Origin of the sequence: Mycobacterium neumannii, assembly GCF_002245615.1 — a bacterium.
GTDB lineage: Bacteria > Actinomycetota > Actinomycetes > Mycobacteriales > Mycobacteriaceae > Mycobacterium > Mycobacterium neumannii_A.
Window position 1 is genome coordinate 154,921 of the sequence record NZ_NKCO01000010.1, and the last position, 18,823, is coordinate 173,743.

17 protein-coding genes are annotated in these 18,823 nt (G+C 68.7%); 9 read left to right on the forward strand and 8 right to left on the reverse strand.

Annotated features, from left to right (window positions below):
- Window positions 1-51 precede the first annotated feature (51 nt).
- Complete coding sequence (locus tag CEX88_RS14160; protein ID WP_094293947.1) at window positions 52-561, forward strand: cupin domain-containing protein; 510 nt, start codon at window positions 52-54, stop codon at window positions 559-561.
- Here the strand turns inward: CEX88_RS14160 and CEX88_RS14165 are convergent.
- On the reverse strand, window positions 551-3,088 hold the full coding sequence (locus tag CEX88_RS14165; protein ID WP_094293948.1) for an excinuclease ABC subunit UvrA: 2,538 nt from the start codon (window positions 3,086-3,088) through the stop codon (window positions 551-553). The two genes, CEX88_RS14160 and CEX88_RS14165, sit on opposite strands and share 11 nt — an antisense overlap.
- Before the next feature lie 220 nt (window positions 3,089-3,308).
- Here CEX88_RS14165 and CEX88_RS14170 point away from each other — a divergent pair, with 220 nt between their 5' ends.
- Complete coding sequence (locus CEX88_RS14170) at window positions 3,309-5,006, forward strand: DEAD/DEAH box helicase (RefSeq protein WP_094293949.1); 1,698 nt, start codon at window positions 3,309-3,311, stop codon at window positions 5,004-5,006.
- On the opposite strand, the gene CEX88_RS14175 is transcribed toward CEX88_RS14170, so the two are convergent.
- From CEX88_RS14175 to CEX88_RS14185, 3 genes are read right to left on the reverse strand one after another with little or no spacing between them, the layout of a single operon-like run.
- A complete protein-coding gene (locus CEX88_RS14175) occupies window positions 5,003-5,509 on the reverse strand; it encodes an SRPBCC family protein (protein WP_066845601.1) in 507 nt (168 codons plus the stop codon). The genes CEX88_RS14170 and CEX88_RS14175 overlap by 4 nt on opposite strands.
- Before the next feature lie 36 nt (window positions 5,510-5,545).
- Window positions 5,546-5,812, reverse strand: a complete 267-nt coding sequence (locus CEX88_RS14180; protein WP_066845598.1) for an addiction module protein — start codon at window positions 5,810-5,812, stop codon at window positions 5,546-5,548.
- A gap of 9 nt (window positions 5,813-5,821) precedes the next feature.
- Window positions 5,822-6,637, reverse strand: coding sequence for an HAD-IIA family hydrolase (locus CEX88_RS14185; RefSeq protein ID WP_068200404.1), 816 nt, complete (start codon window positions 6,635-6,637; stop codon window positions 5,822-5,824).
- A 154-nt stretch (window positions 6,638-6,791) separates the two neighbouring features.
- Here CEX88_RS14185 and CEX88_RS14190 point away from each other — a divergent pair, with 154 nt between their 5' ends.
- Window positions 6,792-8,219 carry an FAD-dependent oxidoreductase gene (locus CEX88_RS14190; RefSeq protein WP_126315901.1) on the forward strand — a complete coding sequence of 476 codons (1,428 nt, stop codon included), beginning with the start codon at window positions 6,792-6,794 and terminating at the stop codon, window positions 8,217-8,219.
- Here the strand turns inward: CEX88_RS14190 and CEX88_RS14195 are convergent.
- Both CEX88_RS14195 and CEX88_RS14200 read right to left on the reverse strand, forming a co-directional pair.
- The gene (locus tag CEX88_RS14195) at window positions 8,129-9,532 is read right to left on the reverse strand and encodes a PH domain-containing protein (RefSeq protein ID WP_094293951.1); all 1,404 of its coding nucleotides are present in this window, start codon (window positions 9,530-9,532) and stop codon (window positions 8,129-8,131) included. The genes CEX88_RS14190 and CEX88_RS14195 overlap by 91 nt on opposite strands.
- A gap of 56 nt (window positions 9,533-9,588) precedes the next feature.
- Window positions 9,589-10,083: a PH domain-containing protein gene (locus CEX88_RS14200; RefSeq protein WP_094293952.1), complete on the reverse strand. Its 495-nt coding sequence runs from the start codon at window positions 10,081-10,083 to the stop codon at window positions 9,589-9,591.
- 56 nt (window positions 10,084-10,139) lie between these two features.
- On the opposite strand from CEX88_RS14200, the gene CEX88_RS14205 reads away from it, so the two are divergent.
- The 6 genes from CEX88_RS14205 to CEX88_RS14230 all read left to right on the forward strand — a co-directional run bounded on the left by CEX88_RS14205 (window position 10,140) and on the right by CEX88_RS14230 (window position 17,072).
- Window positions 10,140-11,051 (forward strand): SDR family NAD(P)-dependent oxidoreductase, encoded by a 912-nt coding sequence (locus CEX88_RS14205; protein ID WP_094293983.1) that lies wholly within the window; start codon window positions 10,140-10,142, stop codon window positions 11,049-11,051.
- Window positions 11,051-12,304, forward strand: a complete 1,254-nt coding sequence (gene moeA / locus CEX88_RS14210) for a molybdopterin molybdotransferase MoeA (RefSeq protein WP_094293953.1) — start codon at window positions 11,051-11,053, stop codon at window positions 12,302-12,304. The genes CEX88_RS14205 and moeA overlap by 1 nt, the downstream gene beginning before the upstream one ends.
- 177 nt (window positions 12,305-12,481) lie before the next feature.
- Window positions 12,482-13,210 carry a phosphatidylserine decarboxylase gene (locus tag CEX88_RS14215; RefSeq protein WP_094293954.1) on the forward strand — a complete coding sequence of 243 codons (729 nt, stop codon included), beginning with the start codon at window positions 12,482-12,484 and terminating at the stop codon, window positions 13,208-13,210.
- A complete protein-coding gene (locus CEX88_RS14220; RefSeq protein ID WP_066845574.1) occupies window positions 13,207-14,067 on the forward strand; it encodes a CDP-alcohol phosphatidyltransferase family protein in 861 nt (286 codons plus the stop codon). The genes CEX88_RS14215 and CEX88_RS14220 overlap by 4 nt, the downstream gene beginning before the upstream one ends.
- Window positions 14,060-16,276 carry an AAA family ATPase gene (locus tag CEX88_RS14225; protein ID WP_094293955.1) on the forward strand — a complete coding sequence of 739 codons (2,217 nt, stop codon included), beginning with the start codon at window positions 14,060-14,062 and terminating at the stop codon, window positions 16,274-16,276. The genes CEX88_RS14220 and CEX88_RS14225 overlap by 8 nt, the downstream gene beginning before the upstream one ends.
- A gap of 328 nt (window positions 16,277-16,604) precedes the next feature.
- On the forward strand, window positions 16,605-17,072 hold the full coding sequence (locus tag CEX88_RS14230) for a DUF1707 domain-containing protein (RefSeq protein WP_094293956.1): 468 nt from the start codon (window positions 16,605-16,607) through the stop codon (window positions 17,070-17,072).
- Here the strand turns inward: CEX88_RS14230 and CEX88_RS14235 are convergent.
- Together CEX88_RS14235 and CEX88_RS14240 are read right to left on the reverse strand one after the other, a co-directional pair.
- Window positions 17,039-17,695, reverse strand: coding sequence for a response regulator (locus CEX88_RS14235; protein WP_066845695.1), 657 nt, complete (start codon window positions 17,693-17,695; stop codon window positions 17,039-17,041). The genes CEX88_RS14230 and CEX88_RS14235 overlap by 34 nt on opposite strands.
- Complete coding sequence (locus CEX88_RS14240) at window positions 17,695-18,666, reverse strand: HAMP domain-containing sensor histidine kinase (RefSeq protein ID WP_066845566.1); 972 nt, start codon at window positions 18,664-18,666, stop codon at window positions 17,695-17,697. Before CEX88_RS14240 ends, CEX88_RS14235 begins: the two co-directional genes overlap by 1 nt.
- Window positions 18,667-18,823 lie beyond the last annotated feature (157 nt).

The following is an 18,823-nucleotide window of genomic DNA, read 5'->3' on the forward strand; positions in this document are numbered from 1 at the left end:
TCCGAGCCACGAGGCGCGTCCGATCGCGTACACCTGGCAAGGTGAGTTGTCATGTCACTGATCGTGCCGCCCTATCCGCCGGCCCGTTTCACCAAAGATCAGCCCGAGGTCAGTGCGTCGCTGCGGCGGGCGCCGGAAAACGGTGGCCCGCCCGCCGACTATGAATCGTTCGGCCTGGTGAAGTATCACTACCTCGCCAACCAGCAGGACACCGACGGCGACTACGGGCTCTACCGCGTCGACATCGCGCCGAACGGCGGCGGGCCGGGGCCGCATTTCCACCGCGCTATGAGCGAGGCGTTCTTCGTGCTGTCCGGAACGGTGAAGCTCTACGACGGCACTCACTGGACCGACGGACAACCCAACGACTTCCTCTACGTACCGCCCGGCGGCATACACGGCTTTCGCAACGAGTCCGATTCACCGACGACGCTGCTGATGCTGTTCGCACCCGGCGCCCCGCGCGAGCACTACTTCGAGGGCATGGCCAAGCTCGGTGAGCTGACCGACGAGGAGCGCCGGGACTGGTTCATCGCCAACGACAACTTCTTCATCGAGTGACCAGCCGCGCGGCCAGATACGGCGCCGTGCGACTGCCTTTCGCCCGGCTCACCTTCTGCGGTGTGCCCGCCGCGACGACGCGGCCGCCGTCGTGGCCCGCGCCCGGTCCGAGGTCGATCACCCAATCCACCCCCGCGACCATCCGCATGTCGTGTTCGGCCACCACCACCGTGTTGCCCGCGTCGACGAGGCGATGCAGTTGGGCGTCGAGGAGATCCACATCCGCCGGATGCAGTCCCGTCGTCGGTTCGTCGAGGACGTAGAGCGTGTGGCCGCGACGGGGCCGCTGCAGTTCCGACGCCAGCTTGATACGTTGGGCCTCGCCTCCGGACAGTTCGGTGGCGGGCTGACCGAGACGCAGATATCCCAGCCCGACTTCACGCAGCGTCGTCAGGCTGCGCGAGGCACCTGGGATGTCTTCGAGGAACTGTGCGGCCTCGTCGACGGTCATGGCCAGGACGTCGGCGATGGTGTGGTCGCGGTAGCGCACCCGCAGCGTGGCTTCGTTGTAGCGGGCGCCCCCGCACGTCGGGCAGGTGGCGTAGGTGCCCGGCAGGAACAGCAGTTCGACCGATACGAAGCCCTCCCCCTGGCAGGTCTCGCATCGGCCTTCTGCGACATTGAACGAGAACCGGCCCGCCGTCCAGCCCCGGCGGCGCGCGGCCGGCGTCGCGGCGAACACCCGTCGGACCGCGTCGAACAGGCCGGTGTAGGTGGCCAGCGTCGAACGCGGGGTGCGCCCGATCGGCCGCTGGTCGACGGCGACCAGTCGGTCTATCCCCTCGACGCCCTCGGCCCTGACCCCGATGCTGGCGTCGTGATCGAGGTCGACGATCTCGGCGTCGGAATCGTCGGTGTCGCTGTCGCTTTCGGCCATACCCACGGCACGGCCCAGATGGCGGTTCACCACATCACCGAGAACCTTGACGACGAGCGTCGACTTGCCCGAACCGGACACACCGGTGACCGCGGTGTAGACGCCGAGTGGCAGGTCGACATCCACGTCGCGCAGATTGTGAAAACAGATGCCGCGCAATCGCAGCCGCGACGACGGCTCGCGCGGGGTCCGCGGTTCGGCCGCCTGGTCACCGAACAGGTACCGACGGGTGATCGACTCGTCAGCGTCCTTCAGCCCGGAGACGGGTCCGCTGTAGAGCACCCGCCCTCCGTGCTCCCCCGCGCCGGGCCCGACGTCGACGATCCAGTCGGCCCGGCGCACGACATCCATGTCGTGCTCGACGATGAACAGCGAATTGCCCGCTCGCCGAAGGTGATCCAGCACGTCGAGCAACGGCTCGGCATCGGCGGGATGCAGGCCGGCCGACGGCTCGTCCAGCACGTACAGCACCCCGAACAAACCGGCTCGCAGCTGCGTGGCCAGCCGCAGCCGCTGCAGTTCACCCGGTGACACGGTGGGCGTGCGGCGGTTCAGCGTCAGATAGCCGAGTCCGAGGTCGATGAGCACCTGGATGCGGGCGACCAGATCGGCGGCGATCATCGTGGCGACCTCGGTGAACTCACCGGATGCGGTCGACTCGAACGCCGGGGCGGCGTCCTTGCGGGCCGCGGTCGGCCGCAGCGCATCGGCGAGTTCGGCCAACGGCATCGCCACGTAGTCGGCGATGGTGCGATCCGCGAAGGTGACCTTCAGCGCCTCGGGTCGCAGCCCCGATCCGTGACACACCCCGCATTCGACGCTGTCGACGAACTGCAGGACGCGTCGGCGCATCATCGCGCTCTGCGAGTTCGCCAGCGTGTGCCGGACGTGGCGTTCGGCGCTGGAGAAGGTTCCGTTGTAGTAGTAGTCAGCCGTGACCGGATGCTGGCTCGGATCGATCTCGACGGTGGGCTGCTCGTCGGTGAACAATATCCAATCACGTTGCCGCTTGGGCAATTTCCGCCAAGGCTTGTCGATGTCGAACCCCAGCGTGATGAGGATGTCGCGCAGGTTCTGGCCCTGCCAGGCGCCCGGCCACGCCGCGACGGCGCCCTCGCGGATGGTCAGCGAGGGGTCCGGGACGAGCGTCTGCTCGGTCACCTCATGGATCCGGCCGAGACCGTGACACTTCGGGCAGGCGCCGACGGCCGTGTTCGGGGAGAACGCGTCGGAGTCGAGACGTTCGGTGGTGCCGCGCGGGTACGTCCCGGCACGGGAGAACAGCATTCTCAGCAGGTTGGACAGCGTCGTGACGGTGCCGACCGTGGACCGTGAGGTGGCCGCCCCCCTGCGCTGCTGCAACGCCACGGCTGGGGGCAGCCCGGTGATGTCGTCCACCTTGGGCGCGCCGGTCGGCAGCAGCAGGCGCCGCGCGTACGGAGACACCGACTCGAAGTACCTGCGCTGCGCCTCGGCGTAGACCGTGCCAAATGCCAGCGACGATTTGCCGGAACCGGAGATGCCGGTGAACGCCACCAGCGCGTCGCGCGGGGCGGCGACGTCGACGCCCCGTAAGTTGTGTACGCGGGTACCGAAGACGCGGACGCACGGGTCGATGTCGTCGCTGCGGGTAGTGGGGGTTGGCGACATGGTTGGCGCAGAGTACCCACCTCGCGCCAGGACAAGCACCGTGTTTGCTGCGCGCAGTTCCACGAGGGTCGCCTCGCAGTGTCGGCCGCTCGGCGCTCAGCGGTGGTTCGCAGCCGCCGGTCATGTTCGACACACCGGCGGTCCGGCGACACGCCAAGCAGAGATGCGCGGCCGTAATCCGTTGCGCTAGGCTGCTGTCCGATCAGTGAGGAGTCTTTGGGTGCGGGCAGACACGGCGCCCGACACCCAGGCTTTGCGAGGCTGGCAGCGTCGGGCATTGGTGCGGTATCTTGGCGCCAAACCGCGCGATTTCCTCGCCGTCGCCACCCCCGGCGCGGGTAAGACGACGTTTGCCCTGCGCGTGGCCGGCGAGCTGTTGGCCGACGGCACCGTCGAGCGCGTCACCGTCGTCGTGCCGACCGAGCATCTCAAGATCCAGTGGGCGCTGGCGGCCGCCAGGCTCGGCCTGTCGCTGGACCCGAAGTTCTCCAACAGCGCCGCGCACCACTCGTCGGAGTACCACGGCGTCGTCGTGACCTATGCCCAGGTGGCCAGCCACCCCACCCGGCACCGGGTGCGCACCGAGAACTACCGCACGCTGGTCATCTTCGACGAGATCCACCATGGCGGCGATGCGAAGAGCTGGGGCGAGGCCATGCGCGAGGCGTTCAACGACGCCACCCGCCGGCTGGCGCTGACTGGTACACCGTTCCGCAGCGACGACAGCCCGATCCCCTTCGTCACCTATGAGCCCGACGGCACCGGCGTAATGCGGTCGCGGGCCGATCACATCTACGGGTACTCCGACGCGCTGGCCGACGGGGTGGTGCGGCCCGTGGTGTTCATGGCGTACTCCGGTGAGGCACGCTGGCGCACCAGTGCGGGCGAGGAGTTTTCGGCGCGCCTCGGCGAACCGCTTAACGCCGAGCAGACCGCGCGGGCCTGGCGCACGGTGCTCGACCCGAACGGCGAGTGGATTCCGGCGGTGCTGCAGGCCGCCGACACCCGGCTGTCCCAGCTGCGCAACGGCGGAGTGCCCGACGCGGGCGCGATGGTGATCGCCTCGGACCAGAAAGCCGCCCGCGCCTACGCCAACGTGCTGACGACGCTGACCGGGGAGGCGCCGACGCTCGTTCTGTCCGACGACCCCGGCTCCTCCGACCGCATCGCCGAATACGCGACAGGTACGAGTCGTTGGCTGGTCGCGGTGCGCATGGTCTCCGAGGGTGTCGACGTGCCGCGACTCGCCGTCGGCGTGTATGCGACGTCCGCGTCGACCCCGCTGTTCTTCGCCCAGGCGATCGGACGCTACGTCCGCTCCCGGCGCCCCGGCGAGACCGCGAGCATCTTCCTGCCGTCGGTGCCCGCGCTGCTCGACCTGGCCAGCGAGATGGAAGCACAGCGCGACCACGTGCTCGGCAAGCCGCACCGCGAGTCGCAGGGCGAGTGGGACGACGCGGCCCTCGAGGACGCCAACAAGACGAAGGACGAGCCGGGCGAGACCGACAACGGCTTCGAGATGTTGGGCGCCGACGCCGAGCTCGACCAGGTGATCTTCGACGGCTCGTCGTTCGGTACGGCAGCGGCCGTCGGCAGCGAGGACGAGGCCGACTACCTCGGCATCCCCGGCCTGCTCGCCCCCGACCAGATGCGGGACCTGTTGCGACGCAGGCAAGAAGAACAACTCACCCGCCAGACCGCCTCCGGCGAGGTGCCGCGGGTCTCCACACACGGCCAACTGCGCGAGCTGCGCAAGGAACTCAACACGCTGGTGTCCATCGCCCACCACCGCACCGGTAAACCACACGGCTGGATCCACAAGGAGCTGCGCCGGATCTGCGGCGGCCCGGCGGTCGCGGCGGCGACGACCGATCAGCTCCGCGCCCGCATCGAGGCGGTACGCACCCTGCAGTCCTAGCGGTCCTGCCCGCGCGACTCGGCGAGCAAGGCCAGGTTCTTCAGCGAGTTGTCGAGGTGCTGCGGTTCGAACGGCGGGAACTCGATGTCGCGCATGTCCGGCGCCACGTTCGACCAGTCGTAGGTCAACGTGACCGCCGTCCGGTTTTCGGCCACCGCGTCGAGGTCGTATCGCCAGAGCCATCCGCCCCATTGGAGTTCGGTGCCGTTCATCAGATAGCCGCGCTGCTCGGGACCCTGGCCTGGCAGCCACCCGATGGCGCGCGGCCGGTCGAGAACCTCGACCCGGTTGGCCATCTCGTAGTACTTCTCGGGATGGTTGTCGTGGTACATGCCCATCCGGAAGACTTGGCCGACCTCGGTCAGGAATTCACCGTCCAGCGGCTCGCGGACCCATCCGGTGCCGTCGATCGCCTGGTGCGTCGACGGGTCGGCGAGCACCTCGAACACGGTCTCGATCGGGGCGTTGACGGTGGTGGTCGCGTGGATGCGTTGTTCTGTCATGTCGATACAGACCGCGGCGGGCACGGAAAGTCATCGTCAGAAAACCCCGCACCCGGCCACCCCGCACGCCCACGAGCTGATCAACAGCAGCGGCCAGAGAGCGACGGCCACGACCAGAGCCGCGATGTTGGCGAAGATGGTGAAGTCGCCGGACAGCGCCGCCTCGAGCTGGCCGATCAGCTCGATGTGGAACATCGCGTAACCGACTCCGATCACGATGTAGACCAGCGTGATCCACAGCGCCAGCTCCAGGTAGGTGTTGATACCCCGCTGCAGCAACAGCTGCTGCACCCGCTCCCACATCGATGTCCCCTACAGTCCGAGAAGCTGCGGCAGGTCGGCCACGGAGTCGATCACATGATTCGGCTGCATCGCGAATTCATCTGCCGCCCAACGATCCAACGTATCCTGGCGAAACTTGCCCGTGCGCACCAACACGCCGGTCATACCGACCACCTGCGCCGCCAACACGTCGTTGTTGAGATCGTCGCCGACCATGTACATCTCGTCGGCTTCTACCCCGAGCCGACTCGCCGCGGCGAGGAAGCCCTCGGGGGCGGGCTTGCCGACCGCGGTGGCTTTGCGTCCGGAGGTCTCCTCCATGCCGAGCAGGTACATGCCGGTGTCCACGCGCAACCCGTCGGTCGTCGTCCATGCGGTGCTGCGGTGCATCGCGACCACCGGCACGCCCTGGGCCATCCAGTCGTAGACCCACGACAACGTCAGGTGGCTGTACTCCGGACCCGCACCGCCGAGCAGGATGACGTCCGGGGTCTCCGGTGCGCGGGGACCGCTGTACTCGTGCGAGTAGACGATGTCGATGCCGGGCATGTCCTCGGCGATCTGTCCGCTGTTGACCAGGAAGCAACGCGCATCCGGATACCGGTCGCGCACGTATTGCGCGGTCAGCACCGCCGCGGTGATGACCTCGTCGGGCCGGACCGCCATCCCCGCTTCGGAGAGCAGTTCGGCGATCTGCACGCGGGTCTTGGTCGTCGTGTTGGTCAGGTACGCACAGGCGACCTGGTTGTCGGTCAACGAACGGACCGTCTGTGCCGCGCCTTCGATCGGACGCCACGAGGTCACCAACACGCCATCGATGTCGAACAGCACCCCACCGATAGCCATGGCCCGACAGTAAACGGCCTAAGCGTGCGCGCAAATCGTGGAGGTCTGACGGATTCGAGTAGTGGCCTACGCTAGTGCGCCTTCGCTGGACGCCGAAAACTGTTCCTTACCAGGGCCGATACCGGACCACGGATCTCGAGGTGAGGGGTGGGCGATGCCAATCGTAGGCGAACGAGCGGTCGTTCTCGGCGCGAGTATGGCGGGATTGCTCACCGCCAGGGTTCTCGCGGACAGCTATCGGACGGTCACCGTGGTGGAGCGCGACGCGCTGCCCACCGGGCCGACGCCCAGGCGCGGAGTCCCGCAGGGCAAGCTGATCCACGCCCTGCTCGCGCGTGGGGCCCAGGTGCTCGAGGAGTTGTTGCCGGGCATCCTCGACGAACTCGTCGCGGACGGCGCCGTCAAATGGGACGGCGACTACTCCAAGCTCTGCTTCTCGCCCGGCGGCCACCGGCTCGTGCAATCGGGCCGATGCCCCTCCCCCGACTCGATGCCCTTCTACTTCCAGAGCCGACCGTTTCTCGATTGGCATGTGTTGCGGCGCATGCGCGAGGTTCCCAACGTGACGATCCTGGAGCGGCACGACGTGGTCTCGCTGCGGGCGACAACCGACCGCAGCCGGGTGACGGGCGTCGACGTGATCGACCGTGACACCCGCGAGGTGAGAATGCTGGACGGCGACCTCGTCGTCGATGCGACCGGGCGCGGTTCCCGGACACCGCTGTTCCTCGAACAACTGGGCTATGACCGCCCGCCGGTAGACGAGGTGGTCGTGCAGTTGGCGTACGCCTGCCAGCCGGTGCGCATCAGACCCGGCAGGATCGCCGAGCACTTCATCGCGATCATGCCGGAGCACGGCAGGCCCAGAATGTTCGCGACCGCGTGCTACGAGAACGACGCGACGATGTTCGCGATCGGAGCCATGGCCGGCCACCAGGTACCGGATACGGCCGCTGAAATGCTGGATTTCGTCGATGATTTCGTGCCGCCAGATGTGTTGGCCGCCCTCGCGGACGCCGAACCGCTCGGGCCCGTGGTGAATTACCGTGTGCCGTCCAACCGGTGGCGCCGCTACGACAAGATGCGCCGGCTGCCGGACGGGCTGCTGGTGCTCGGGGACGCGGTGTGCAGCTTCAACCCCATCTACGGACAGGGCATGACCGTCGCGGCCGTCGAGGCGACCGTGCTGCGCGACTGCCTGCGCCGCGGCGACAGGAATCTGGCCCGCCGCTTCTTCCGGTCCAGCGCCAAGACGATCCGCATCGCGTGGCAGACCGCCGTCGGATCGGATCTGGCGTTGCCCGAAGTCGAAGGAACTGTGCCACTGTCGATCCGGCTGAGCAACGCCTACCTGGAACGCGTGTTGACGGCCTGCGAAACAGATGCGGCGGTCACGCTGCGGTTCCTGCGCGTTCTAGGGATGGTGGATCCGCCGGCGAAACTCTTCTCACCCGCGTTCATGTGGAGCGTGCTGCGAACCCAGGGGTCCGGCTATCGGCGCGCCCATGCAGTGTCGGCCACCCACGGTGACGCCTGCGCCGCAATCGACCACGCCAGCGCCGCGGGTACGTCAATCACCTGATAGTGCTTGACCCCGGCGGCCGTCGCGGCCACCAGTGTCGCCACCCCGACGCGCCGCTGCATCCACGTCTGGCGCACGGTCCAGCCGATGATGCCCGAGGCGTCGATGCAGTCGCGGCGGCGCTGCAGGCTTCCCGTACGCGCGACCAACCAACCGTCTCCCACGCGATGCCCCAACGACCGTGCGCGGTCGAACGCCAGCAGCGCGCAGCACCCGGAGAACAGAACCCAGAGCACCCACGCCCATATCGGGGTCGGCGCCACCAACAGCGCCACCGCCGCCGCGGCGGGCAGCACCATCGCCCGGCTCCAGCGCCTGCGCGTGGCGACGGGGCCGTGTGCACGAAGCGGCCCGGTCACCGCGTCGGGGCATTCGATCAGATTCGTCAACACCTCGTCGGCGGTGCGCTTGGGGCACGGCGGCAACAACAGCGACGACTCACCCTCTCCGCCGACACCGGTCATCACCGCGTCGAGGCGTGCGCCGCCGAACAGCCTCACCAGCAACGGTTCCCGAAGCGTGCCGCCGCGCAGACGGCGCATGTCGAAGGTGTTTTCGCGGACGCGGATCAGCCCGTATTTCAGATGCAGCACCTCGAAGTCCCTTCGCAGTTCGAGGTTGCCGTAGGTCAACAACGATTGCAGCACCGAGAGGACGACGGAGGCCAGCACAAGCACCGCCACGCCGAGCGCGATGCCGGCCGCCACGCCGAGGCTCCTGGCCGTGTCGAGCCACGATCGGGCAAGGCCCGATTCGTGCACGCCGCTGTCGACGCCCACCTGATACGCCACGCCGACCGCGGCGGCGATCATCGCCAGGCCAGTGAAGCTCAGCGGGCTGTAGCGCAACCACGACGGCGTCCACCGCGCGAGCACGCGACCGGGTTCCGACGGCTTGTCCTCCTCCACCGCAAGGGATTCGGCCAGCAACACCGCGCGCAGCCTGCCGACCTGCTCGGTGGGCACGGCGTCGAGCGCGAACTCTGCGTCACCCCTGGCCTCCTGGCCGGTGCTGACCCTCAGCACCGTAAGCCCCAGTAACCGGTGCAGCAGGCGGGCGTCGGTGGACACCGACCGTATCCTGTTGCGCGGCACCGAGAGTTCCTTGCGCTGCAACACACCGGTTCGCAGCTGCACATCGCTCGGCCCGACGCGGAATGTGGTGGTGAACCAGCGCGCCAAGCCGATCGCGACGGTGATGCCCAGCACCGCGACAGCCAGAAGCGGGTTACCGGTCGCCGAGCCGAGCACCAGCGTGCCGACGAGCACCGGGATCTGACGGATCACCTCGTGCACGGGGTGCACCAACAGCATCCGGGGGCTCAGGCGCTGCCACTCCTCGCCAGCTGGCTGCTGCCACCCGGTGACTGTCACGTCGCGTCCTCGGTTCCCAGCGCGGCGATGTCGGTGAGACGGGCGACGACCGTGTCGGCCACGTCGGTGTCCAGCGCAACGATGCGGACTGCGCCCGCCGACGACGCCGTCGTCACCGTCACATTCGCGAGCCCGAACAACCGGTCCAGCGGACCGCGTTCGGTGTCGACGGTCTGCACGCGCGAGATCGGCGCGATGCGGCGCTCCTGGGTCCACCAACCGGTGCGGGTGTACACCGCCCGCGGATCGATGTCCCACCGGTGCACCCGGTACCGCCACCACGGAACGACGACGACGAACGTCACGATGCCGAGCAGCGTGCCCAGCGCCGCGAGCGCATGCACCCACCAGGGCCGCGGGTCCACCGCGAACCACACCAGTTGTCCGAGCACCGCGAACGACCACGGGAACGCCGCCCCGATCGCCCACACCAGTGGCGCCTTGCGGCTCGGCTTGTTCGCGGGGTCCAAGAATTCCACGACTTCGGTCATCAGGCGTCCAGCCTAGGTAACCGCGAGTCCATCGGCCGCTGAGTATGTTGATCGTCATGGGCAGCAAATGGACCGTGGCCGACATGCCGGACCAGTCCGGGCGGACGGCGATCGTGACAGGCGCCAACAGCGGGCTCGGTTATGACACCGCGGCCGCCCTGGCAGGCGCGGGCGCTGCGGTGGTGCTTGCGGTGCGCAACCTCGACAAAGGCAAGGAAGCGGTCGACCGCATCAACAAGTCGAGTCCCGACGCCGTGGTCAGCCTGCAGGAACTCGACCTCTCCTCGCTGGACAGCGTCCGCAGGGCCGCCGACGAGCTGCGCGCCGCACACCCGCGCATCGATCTGCTGATCAACAACGCAGGCGTGATGTACCTGCCGAGCCGCGAGACCACCAAAGACGGTTTCGAGATGCAGTTCGGCACCAACCACCTCGGCCACTTCGCGTTGACGGGCCTGCTGCTCGACAACCTGCGCAGCGTCGACGGGTCGCGCATTGTGACGGTCAGCAGCGTCGGCCACCGGATCATGGCTCGAATCCGCTTCGAGGACCCGCACTTCGAGACCGGATACAACCGGGTTCAAGCCTATGGACAGTCCAAGCTGGCCAACCTGCTGTTCACCTACGAACTGCAGCGGCGTCTGGCAGCCGACGGCGCGCCGACCATCGCGGCCGCTGCCCATCCCGGCTTCTCGGACACCGAATTGATGCGCTACCTACCGGTTTTCGTTCCGGACATCGTGTGGAAGATCTTCACCCAACCCGCGGACAAGGGTGCGCTGCCCACGCTTCGCGCCGCCACCGACCCGGGCGTGCAGGGCGGGCAGTACTACGGCCCCGACGGTATCGGCGAGGTGAAGGGTCATCCGAAACTCGTTGCCTCGAGCGCACAATCGCACGACGAAGACATACAGCGCCGGTTGTGGACCATGTCCGAGGAACTGACCGGCGTCACGTACCCCGTCTGATGCGGACCGTCGAAGAGCATCAGCGCGTCGTCGCCGCGTTGATCACCGCCCGTCCAGCGGTCAGCGTTCCCATCGCCGACGCGCTGGGCTTGGTGCTGGCCGAGGACGTCGTCGCGCCGATGTCGCTGCCCGGCTTCGACAACTCTGCGATGGACGGCTACGCCGTCGTGGTCGACGACGTCGCTTCGGCCACGCCCGAGAACCCGGTCCGGTTGCCCGTCGCCGAGGATATCCCCGCCGGCCGTACTGAACTTCTGACGCTGAACCCCGGTGCGGCGCACCGGATCATGACCGGAGCGATGCTTCCCACCGGCGCGACGGCGGTGGTGCCGGTGGAGGCGACGAACGCGGCGACCGACACCGTGGAGATCCGCGCAGCCGCCAGAGACGGCCAGCACATCCGGCGCGCCGGTGAGGACGTCACGGCCGGTACTGCCGTGCTGCGCGCGGGCCAGCTCGTCACACCGGCCGCGCTCGGGTTGGCCGCCGCACTGGGTCTTGCCGAGTTGACGGTGATACCGCGCCAGCGTGTGCTGGTGATGTCGACCGGCACCGAGCTCGTCGCACCCGGCACACCCCTGGCACCCGGTCAGATCTACGAATCGAACGCGGTGATGCTCGCCGCGGCGCTGCGCGACGCCGGCGCCGACGTGGTGGCCTCCCCCATGACCGGCGACGACGTCGAATCGTTCCGCGCCGCCCTTGCGGAGCACACCGGTGACGCCGACCTGATCATCACGACGGGTGGGGTGAGCGCGGGCGCGTACGAGGTCGTCAAGGATGCGCTCGGAGCTCCGACGCCTGCGACATCGGGCCACGGCGGGTCGGTGGACTTCGTCAAGGTCGCGATGCAACCGGGCATGCCGCAGGGCTGCGGCGTCATCACCACCGCGGCTTCGCCCGCATCACCGCGGCGGAACATCCCGATCGTCACGCTGCCCGGCAACCCGGTCAGCGCGCTGGTCTCTTTCGAGGTGTTCCTGCGCGCGCCGCTACGCGCCGCGATGGGGCTGCCGAACCCCGCCCGGCCGCGCCGGGACGCCGTGCTGACCGAGAACCTCACCTCGCCGCGCGGAAAACGCCAGTTCCGTCGCGGCGTGCTCGACGCGGCCGCCGGGACGGTGACCAGCTACGGACCGCCGGCCTCACACCACCTGCGGTGGCTGGCCTCGGCGAACTGTCTGCTCGAGATCGCCGAGGATGTCGACGCCCTCTCGGCCGGGTCGACGGTCCAGGTGTGGGACCTGAGCTGACCTGAGCTGACCTGAGTTTCCTTTTCCGGCTTCCGTCTTTCCGCGCCGAAACTGAGGCTCTGCACGAAATTGCGGCGTTTCGTCGCACACATCTTCAGTTTCGCCAGCGGTTCGGGGAGCAGGGAGGTCAGGCGGCCAATGCCGCGTCGCGCACCCGGCCCGTAGAATCGCGGGACGATGGCCAGACGCCCCGACCTGAAATCCGGCCCCGCGCGGCTCTTGGCGCTGGCCCGTACCACGATCCCCCCGATGCATCCGGCGGGGCTGCCGTTCGTCGGCGCGAGCCTGACGCTGGCCGCGCTCGGGCGCCGGAACCCGTGGCTGCGCGGTGCCGGGCTGGTATCGGCCGCCGCCAACGCCGCGTTCTTCCGCCACCCGCCGCGCGTACCGCCCACCCGGCCCGGTCTGGTCGTCGCCCCCGCCGACGGCTTGATCTGCCTGATCGAGGAGGCTGCGCCACCGGCCGAACTCGGTTTGCCCCCAACACCATTGCCCCGCATCAGCATCTTCCTGTCGGTGTTCGACGCGCATGTGCAGCGCGCCCCGGTCAGCGGTGCGGTCGTCGCGGTCGAGCACCGGCCGGGCTTGTTCGGCTCGGCCGAACTGGAAGCGGCCAGCGAGGACAACGAGCGCAACAGCGTGCTGATCCGCACCGCGGGCGGCGTCGAGGTGATCGCCGTACAGATCGCCGGCCTGGTGGCGCGGCGCATCGTGTGCGAGGCCAAGGTGGGCGACGAACTGGCGATCGGCGAGACCTACGGGCTGATCCGCTACGGCTCGCGGTTGGACACGTACCTGCCCGCCGGATCGCGCATCCTGGTGACGGTGGGACAGCGCGCGCTGGCGGGTGAGACGGTGTTGGCCGAACTAGAGTCCGATGTCGCCGGCCGGATGGCTCCGGCATGATCCGGCCCCGCATCAAGCGCTCCGTCGTCAGCCTGCGCATCCTGCCCAGCGCGATGACGGTTGCCGCGATCTGCCTGGGGCTGAGTGCGGTCAAGATGGCGCTGGACGACCGGCCGACCGAGGCGATGGCGTTTCTGGCGGTCGCCGCGATACTCGACGCGCTCGACGGCCGCATCGCGCGCGCCCTGAAGGCGACGTCGAAGATGGGCGAGGAGATCGATTCACTCGCCGACGCCGTGAACTTCGGCGTCGCACCGGCTTTCATCGTGTACGGCACGCTGCTGTCGAAATCGGAGGTCGGTTGGATCGTGGTGCTGGTGTACGCGGTGTGCATCGTGCTGCGCCTGGCCAGGTTCAACGCGATGCTCGACGTCGACAAACCGGACTACGAGAAGAAGTACTTCGTGGGTATGCCCGCGCCGGCAGGTGCGATCGGCGCGATCGGTCCGCTGGCCGCCAAGATGCAGTTCGGCGACGGCTGGTGGACCTCCGAACCCGCCGTCGTCATCTGGATGCTCGGCGTCTCGGCGCTGGTGGTCAGCACGATCCCAATGCGCAAGATCCACACGTTCTCGGTGCCGCCCAACATGGTCGCGCCGCTGCTGGCGTTCGTGGCGATCGGCGTGGCCGCCGCGATCCTCTACGGCTACCTGGTGATCCTGATCATCATCGCCGCCTACGTCCTACACATCCCGTTCGCCATCCGCACCCGCCGGTTCCTGGCAGCGCACCCCGAAGTCTGGGACGACAAACCACGCCAGCAGCGTGCCGCCCGGCGGGCCATCCGCCGGGCCCAGCCGCACCGCCGGTCGGTGATGCGACTGGGACTGCGCAGACCCGGCTCCCGACATGACTGAACTGCAGTCCGACCGCCCGGCCCCCCGGGCGCACCTCACGCTGACCGCGCGGCTGAACACCTCGGCGCTCGACTCGCGCAGGGGTGTAGTGCGCCTGCATCCGGAAGCCATTGCCGCGCTGGGCATACGCGAATGGGATGCGGTGTCGCTGACCGGTTCGCGCACCACCGCCGCGGTGGCCGCCGAGGCACCCACCGGTGTTCCCACCGGCAACGCGCTGCTCGACGACGTCACGCTGTCCAATGCCGGGCTGCGCGAGGACACCACCGTGCTCGTCGCGCCCGTGACCGTCTACGGCGCACGATCGGTGACGCTGTCGGGCTCGCGGCTGGCCAGTCAGTCGATCTCGCAGGCCACGCTACGACAAGCGTTGCTGGGCAAGGTGATGACGGTCGGTGACACGGTGTCGCTGCTGCCGCGGGAGCTGGGACCCGACATCCCGTCCTCGCGCGCGACCGCGGCGCTTGCCTCGTCGGTCGGCATCACCTGGACCTCCGAACTGTTGACGGTGACCGGCACCGATCCCGCGGGACCTGTGAGCGTGCAACCTAATTCGGCGGTCTGCTGGGCCGACGGCTCTTCGGGCGGATCCGTCGCACCCGCTTCGGACGCTGCGATCGGCCAGGCGGTGGTGACCGCACCGGAGACATCGCAGCCGGCGCTGAGCGTCGACGACCTCAAGGGGTCTCAGGCCGAGGCGCAGCGCCTGACCGAATGGCTCAAGCTCGCGCTCGACCGGCCCGAGCTGCTTGAAACCCTGGGTGCCACGGCCAATCTGGGCGTTCTGGTGTCGGGTCCGGCCGGTGTCGGCAAGGCAGCGCTGGTGCGCGCGGTCTGCGCCGACCGGCGACTGGTCGAACTCGACGGCCCGGAGGTCGGCTCGCTACGCGCCGAGGACCGGATTGCAAGGGTGGCGTCGGCGGTGGCGACCGTCCGCGACGGCGGCGGCGTGCTGTTGATCACCGACATCGACGCGCTGCTGCCTGCCACCGCCGAACCGGTGGCCACGTTGATCCTCACCGAACTCCGCAACGCGGTCGCCACCCGCGGTGTGGCGTTCGTCGCGACGTCGCAGCAGCCAGACAACGTCGACGCCCGGTTACGCGCGCCCGACCTGTGCGACCGCGAACTCGGGCTGAGCCTGCCCGACGGCGCGATCCGCAAGCAGCTGCTCGAGGTGCTGTTGCGCGAGGTGCCCGCCAAGGACCTCGACCTCGACGAGATCGCCGAGCGCACACCGGGATTCGTGGTCGCCGACCTGGCCGCGCTGGTCCGCGAGGCGGCACTGCGGGCGGCGGCGCGCGCCAGCGCCGACGGTGAGCCGCCCGCGCTGGTCCAGGACGATCTGCTGGGCGCGACGACCGTCATCCGCCCGCTGTCACGCTCGGCCACCGAAGAGGTGTCGGTCGGCTCGGTGACGCTCGACGACGTCGGCGACATGGCCGACACCAAACAGGCGCTCACCGAGGCGGTGCTGTGGCCGCTGCAGCACCCCGACACGTTTCAGCGTCTCGGCGTGGCGCCGCCGCGCGGGGTGCTGCTCTACGGCCCACCCGGTTGCGGCAAGACGTTCGTGGTGCGGGCGCTGGCCAGTTCGGGGCGGTTGTCGGTGCACGCCGTCAAGGGTGCCGAGCTGATGGACAAATGGGTCGGCTCTTCGGAAAAGGCTGTGCGCGAACTGTTCCGGCGTGCCCGCGACTCAGCCCCGTCGCTGGTGTTCCTCGACGAGATCGACGCGCTGGCGCCGCGGCGCGGGCAGAGCTTCGACTCGGGTGTGACCGACCGCGTGGTGGCGGCGCTGCTGACCGAACTCGACGGCATCGAACCGCTACGCGACGTGGTGGTGGTCGGTGCGACGAACCGGCCCGATCTGATCGACCCGGCGCTGCTGCGTCCCGGCCGGCTGGAGAAGCTGGTGTTCGTCGAACCGCCCGACGCCGAGGCCCGTCGCGAGATCCTGCGCACGGCCGGCAAGTCCGTTCCGCTCGCCGACGATGTCGATCTCGGCGCCCTGGCCGGGGAACTCGAGGGCTACAGCGCCGCCGACTGCGTCGCGTTGTTGCGCGAGGCGGCGCTGACCGCGATGCGGCGCTCGATCGACGCCGCAGACGTCACCGCCGAGGACGTCGCGGCCGCACGCGAGGCGGTGCGCCCATCGCTGGACGCGGCGCAGGTCGAATCGCTGCGGGCGTTCTCGGCCGCTCGCTGACCTTTCACCCGCGAGCGGCTCCTTTCCGCCCGCTGGCCCTTTCGCCCGCGAGCGGCTCCTTTCGCCGCCGCAGTTCCTTCGGCCGCCGCAGTTCCTTCGGCCGCCGCAGTTCCTTTCGCCGCCGCAGTTACTTCCGCCGCCGCGTACTCGACCGGCGCGCACCCGACGCGCGCGCATCCCTCCCCGAGAGTGGGCTTCACGCACGTCAAACGCCCCGGACGCGTGCGGGTAACCCACGTTCGCGGGACAAGGGGAGGCATCTTGACAGTGGCAAGTTCATGCGGCATAGTCGAGGTAACTTGTCATTGTCAAGATCGAGGAGGTCGGCATGCCCGCCATCGCACCGGTTGTCCGCGCCGGAGACCCTGACCGGGAGAAGACGGCCGACGTACTCGGCCAGGCCCTCGCGCAGGGTTACCTCGCGATGCCGGAGTACGAGGCGCGGCTGCAGGCCGCCTTTGCCGCCACGACCCGCCCGGAATTGCACGAGCTCACCGCCGATCTGCCCGTCGAGCGCCTCAGGCGCAACGACCCCCGCCGCCGGGAAGCTCGCAGGCAGCTGGCCCGTCGCAGTGTTCAGGTCCACCTGGCCGGCTACCTGGCCATGGTCGCGATCGTGCTGACGGTGTGGTTGGCAGTCGGCCTCACCGCGGGTGCGTGGTACTTCTGGCCGGTCTGGCCGATCCTCGGCGCGGGGATCGGGTTGTTGGGCCACGCGCTTCCGGTGCGGTACCGGTTAGCGCCCGCGCCGTGCCAACGCCGTCACGGCTCGATCAACCCGGCACGAATCGCATAGCGGGTCAACGCAACTCGATCCTGCAGGTCGAGCTTGGCCAGCAGGTTCGTCCGGTGCCGGTCGACGGTCTTGGCGCTGATGCCCAACGTGTTCGCGATGTCGCGCGAGGAGTAGCCCTCGGCGATGAGTTTGAGCACCTCCTCCTCTCGCGGCGTGAGGATGGTGTCGGGCAGCCCGTCGCCCTGCCGTGCGCGGTGTAGATAGTCCCGGATCAGCGCCGTCACCGCTCCCGCGTACAGGAACGGCTCCCCACGCAGGGTGGCCCGGCACGCCTCGAGCAGGTCGCGGTCGGCGACCGATTTCAGCACGTATCCGGATGCACCGGCCTTGAGCGCCTCGAAGAAGTACTGCTCGTTGTCGTACATCGACAGGATCAGGATCCGGACGTGCGGGTGCAGCCGGTTCATCTCCCGCGCCGCCTGCAGGCCCGTCATGCGCGGCATCGCGATGTCGAGAATGGCCAGGTCGGTCGGGGTGTTCTCGAGAACCGCCAGCGCTTCGTGACCGTCGGCCGCCTCGGCCACCACCTGCAGGTCGGACTCGGCGTCGAGGATCATCCGCAACCCGCTGCGCACCAGAGCGTGATCGTCGGCCAGCAGGATGCGAGCCGGTTGCGCGAGCATCACCAGCACCGCCGCGACGGGATCGCCAGCAGCACCTCGGTGCCCTCACCGGCCGGTGAGGTGATCGTCAGGTCGCCGTCGACCAGCAGTGCGCGCTCACGCATGCCGTTGATCCCGGCCCCCTCGCTGACCACCCCGCCGACGCCGTCATCGGCGATGCGCATCGTCAACCGATCAGCGGTGGTGTGCAGGTCGAGCCACGCCTTGGTGGCTCCTGCGTGCCTTGCGATGTTGGTCAGGCTCTCCTGAGCGACGCGGTAGCACACCAGCTCGACATCGGGCTTCAGCCGATCCGCTTGCAGCACAATGTGTTTGACGACGGGTAAACCGGTCGCGTTCGTGAAGTCGGTGCACAGCGAGTTGAGCGCGCTGTGCAGGCCGAGGTCTTCGAGAGCCTCGGGCCGCAGGCGCCGCGCGATGCTGCGGACCTCGTCGAGGCCTGCGCGCACAGCGTCTTGGGTGTCGGCGAGCTCACCGTGGATCTCGGCGGGTGCGCGGTCCACCGCGCGCTTGAGGAGCAACAGCGCGACCGTCAACGTCTGACCGATCTCGTCGTGCAACTCGCGCGCGATGCGCTGGCGTTCGTTCTCCTGCGCGGCCAACGCCGACGCGCTCGCCGTGGTGCGTTCGGTTTCGAGCCGGTCCAGCATCGTGTTGAACGACGCGATCAGGTGGCGCAGGTCGCCGTTGCCGCTGTGGTCGACGCGGTCGCTTCGGCGCGGCGGGTCGACCCTGCGCATCGAGGTCGCGAGCCGGTCGAGCGGGGCGAGACTCGAGCGCAACAGCAGCGCGTTGGCGGTCAAGATGACCGCCAACCCGATGAGAAGCACTGGAACCTCGGTCGGCTTGATGCGCGATGACACAGTTGCGGGTGAGAGCGCCAGGGCCAACGTGCCCAACGCGAAGATCAGCCCGTTGATCAGGAAAACCCGCCGAAACAGCGCGGTCGCCGGCGTGCGCGCCCGTTTCATGCTCTTAGCGTGGACCGTCCGATCGGGATTTGTCCATACACTGCGCCGCCCCCGCCGAATGGGTGTCAGCCCTGATGGTGCGCCCGCCGTCGGGCGCAGAAACTTTCCTCACCATGCATGACTCTCGAACCGCGGAGCCGGCCGACCGAGCAGTACA

What these genes read in the sequence shown, in the direction of transcription:
- CEX88_RS14220 (WP_066845574.1), top strand. Translation starts at nt 13,207, where the DNA reads ATGATCCGGCCCCGCATCAAGCGCTCCGTCGTCAGCCTGCGCATCCTG.
- CEX88_RS14240 (WP_066845566.1), bottom strand. Translation starts at nt 18,666, where the DNA reads ATGAAACGGGCGCGCACGCCGGCGACCGCGCTGTTTCGGCGGGTTTTC.
- CEX88_RS14190 (WP_126315901.1), top strand. Translation starts at nt 6,792, where the DNA reads ATGCCAATCGTAGGCGAACGAGCGGTCGTTCTCGGCGCGAGTATGGCG.
- moeA (WP_094293953.1), top strand. Translation starts at nt 11,051, where the DNA reads ATGCGGACCGTCGAAGAGCATCAGCGCGTCGTCGCCGCGTTGATCACC.
- CEX88_RS14235 (WP_066845695.1), bottom strand. Translation starts at nt 17,695, where the DNA reads ATGCTCGCGCAACCGGCTCGCATCCTGCTGGCCGACGATCACGCTCTG.
- CEX88_RS14230 (WP_094293956.1), top strand. Translation starts at nt 16,605, where the DNA reads ATGCCCGCCATCGCACCGGTTGTCCGCGCCGGAGACCCTGACCGGGAG.
- CEX88_RS14160 (WP_094293947.1), top strand. Translation starts at nt 52, where the DNA reads ATGTCACTGATCGTGCCGCCCTATCCGCCGGCCCGTTTCACCAAAGAT.
- CEX88_RS14180 (WP_066845598.1), bottom strand. Translation starts at nt 5,812, where the DNA reads ATGTGGGAGCGGGTGCAGCAGCTGTTGCTGCAGCGGGGTATCAACACC.
- CEX88_RS14165 (WP_094293948.1), bottom strand. Translation starts at nt 3,088, where the DNA reads ATGTCGCCAACCCCCACTACCCGCAGCGACGACATCGACCCGTGCGTC.
- CEX88_RS14175 (WP_066845601.1), bottom strand. Translation starts at nt 5,509, where the DNA reads ATGACAGAACAACGCATCCACGCGACCACCACCGTCAACGCCCCGATC.
- CEX88_RS14185 (WP_068200404.1), bottom strand. Translation starts at nt 6,637, where the DNA reads ATGGCTATCGGTGGGGTGCTGTTCGACATCGATGGCGTGTTGGTGACC.
- CEX88_RS14195 (WP_094293951.1), bottom strand. Translation starts at nt 9,532, where the DNA reads ATGCTGTTGGTGCACCCCGTGCACGAGGTGATCCGTCAGATCCCGGTG.
- CEX88_RS14205 (WP_094293983.1), top strand. Translation starts at nt 10,140, where the DNA reads ATGGGCAGCAAATGGACCGTGGCCGACATGCCGGACCAGTCCGGGCGG.
- CEX88_RS14200 (WP_094293952.1), bottom strand. Translation starts at nt 10,083, where the DNA reads ATGACCGAAGTCGTGGAATTCTTGGACCCCGCGAACAAGCCGAGCCGC.
- CEX88_RS14215 (WP_094293954.1), top strand. Translation starts at nt 12,482, where the DNA reads ATGGCCAGACGCCCCGACCTGAAATCCGGCCCCGCGCGGCTCTTGGCG.
- CEX88_RS14225 (WP_094293955.1), top strand. Translation starts at nt 14,060, where the DNA reads ATGACTGAACTGCAGTCCGACCGCCCGGCCCCCCGGGCGCACCTCACG.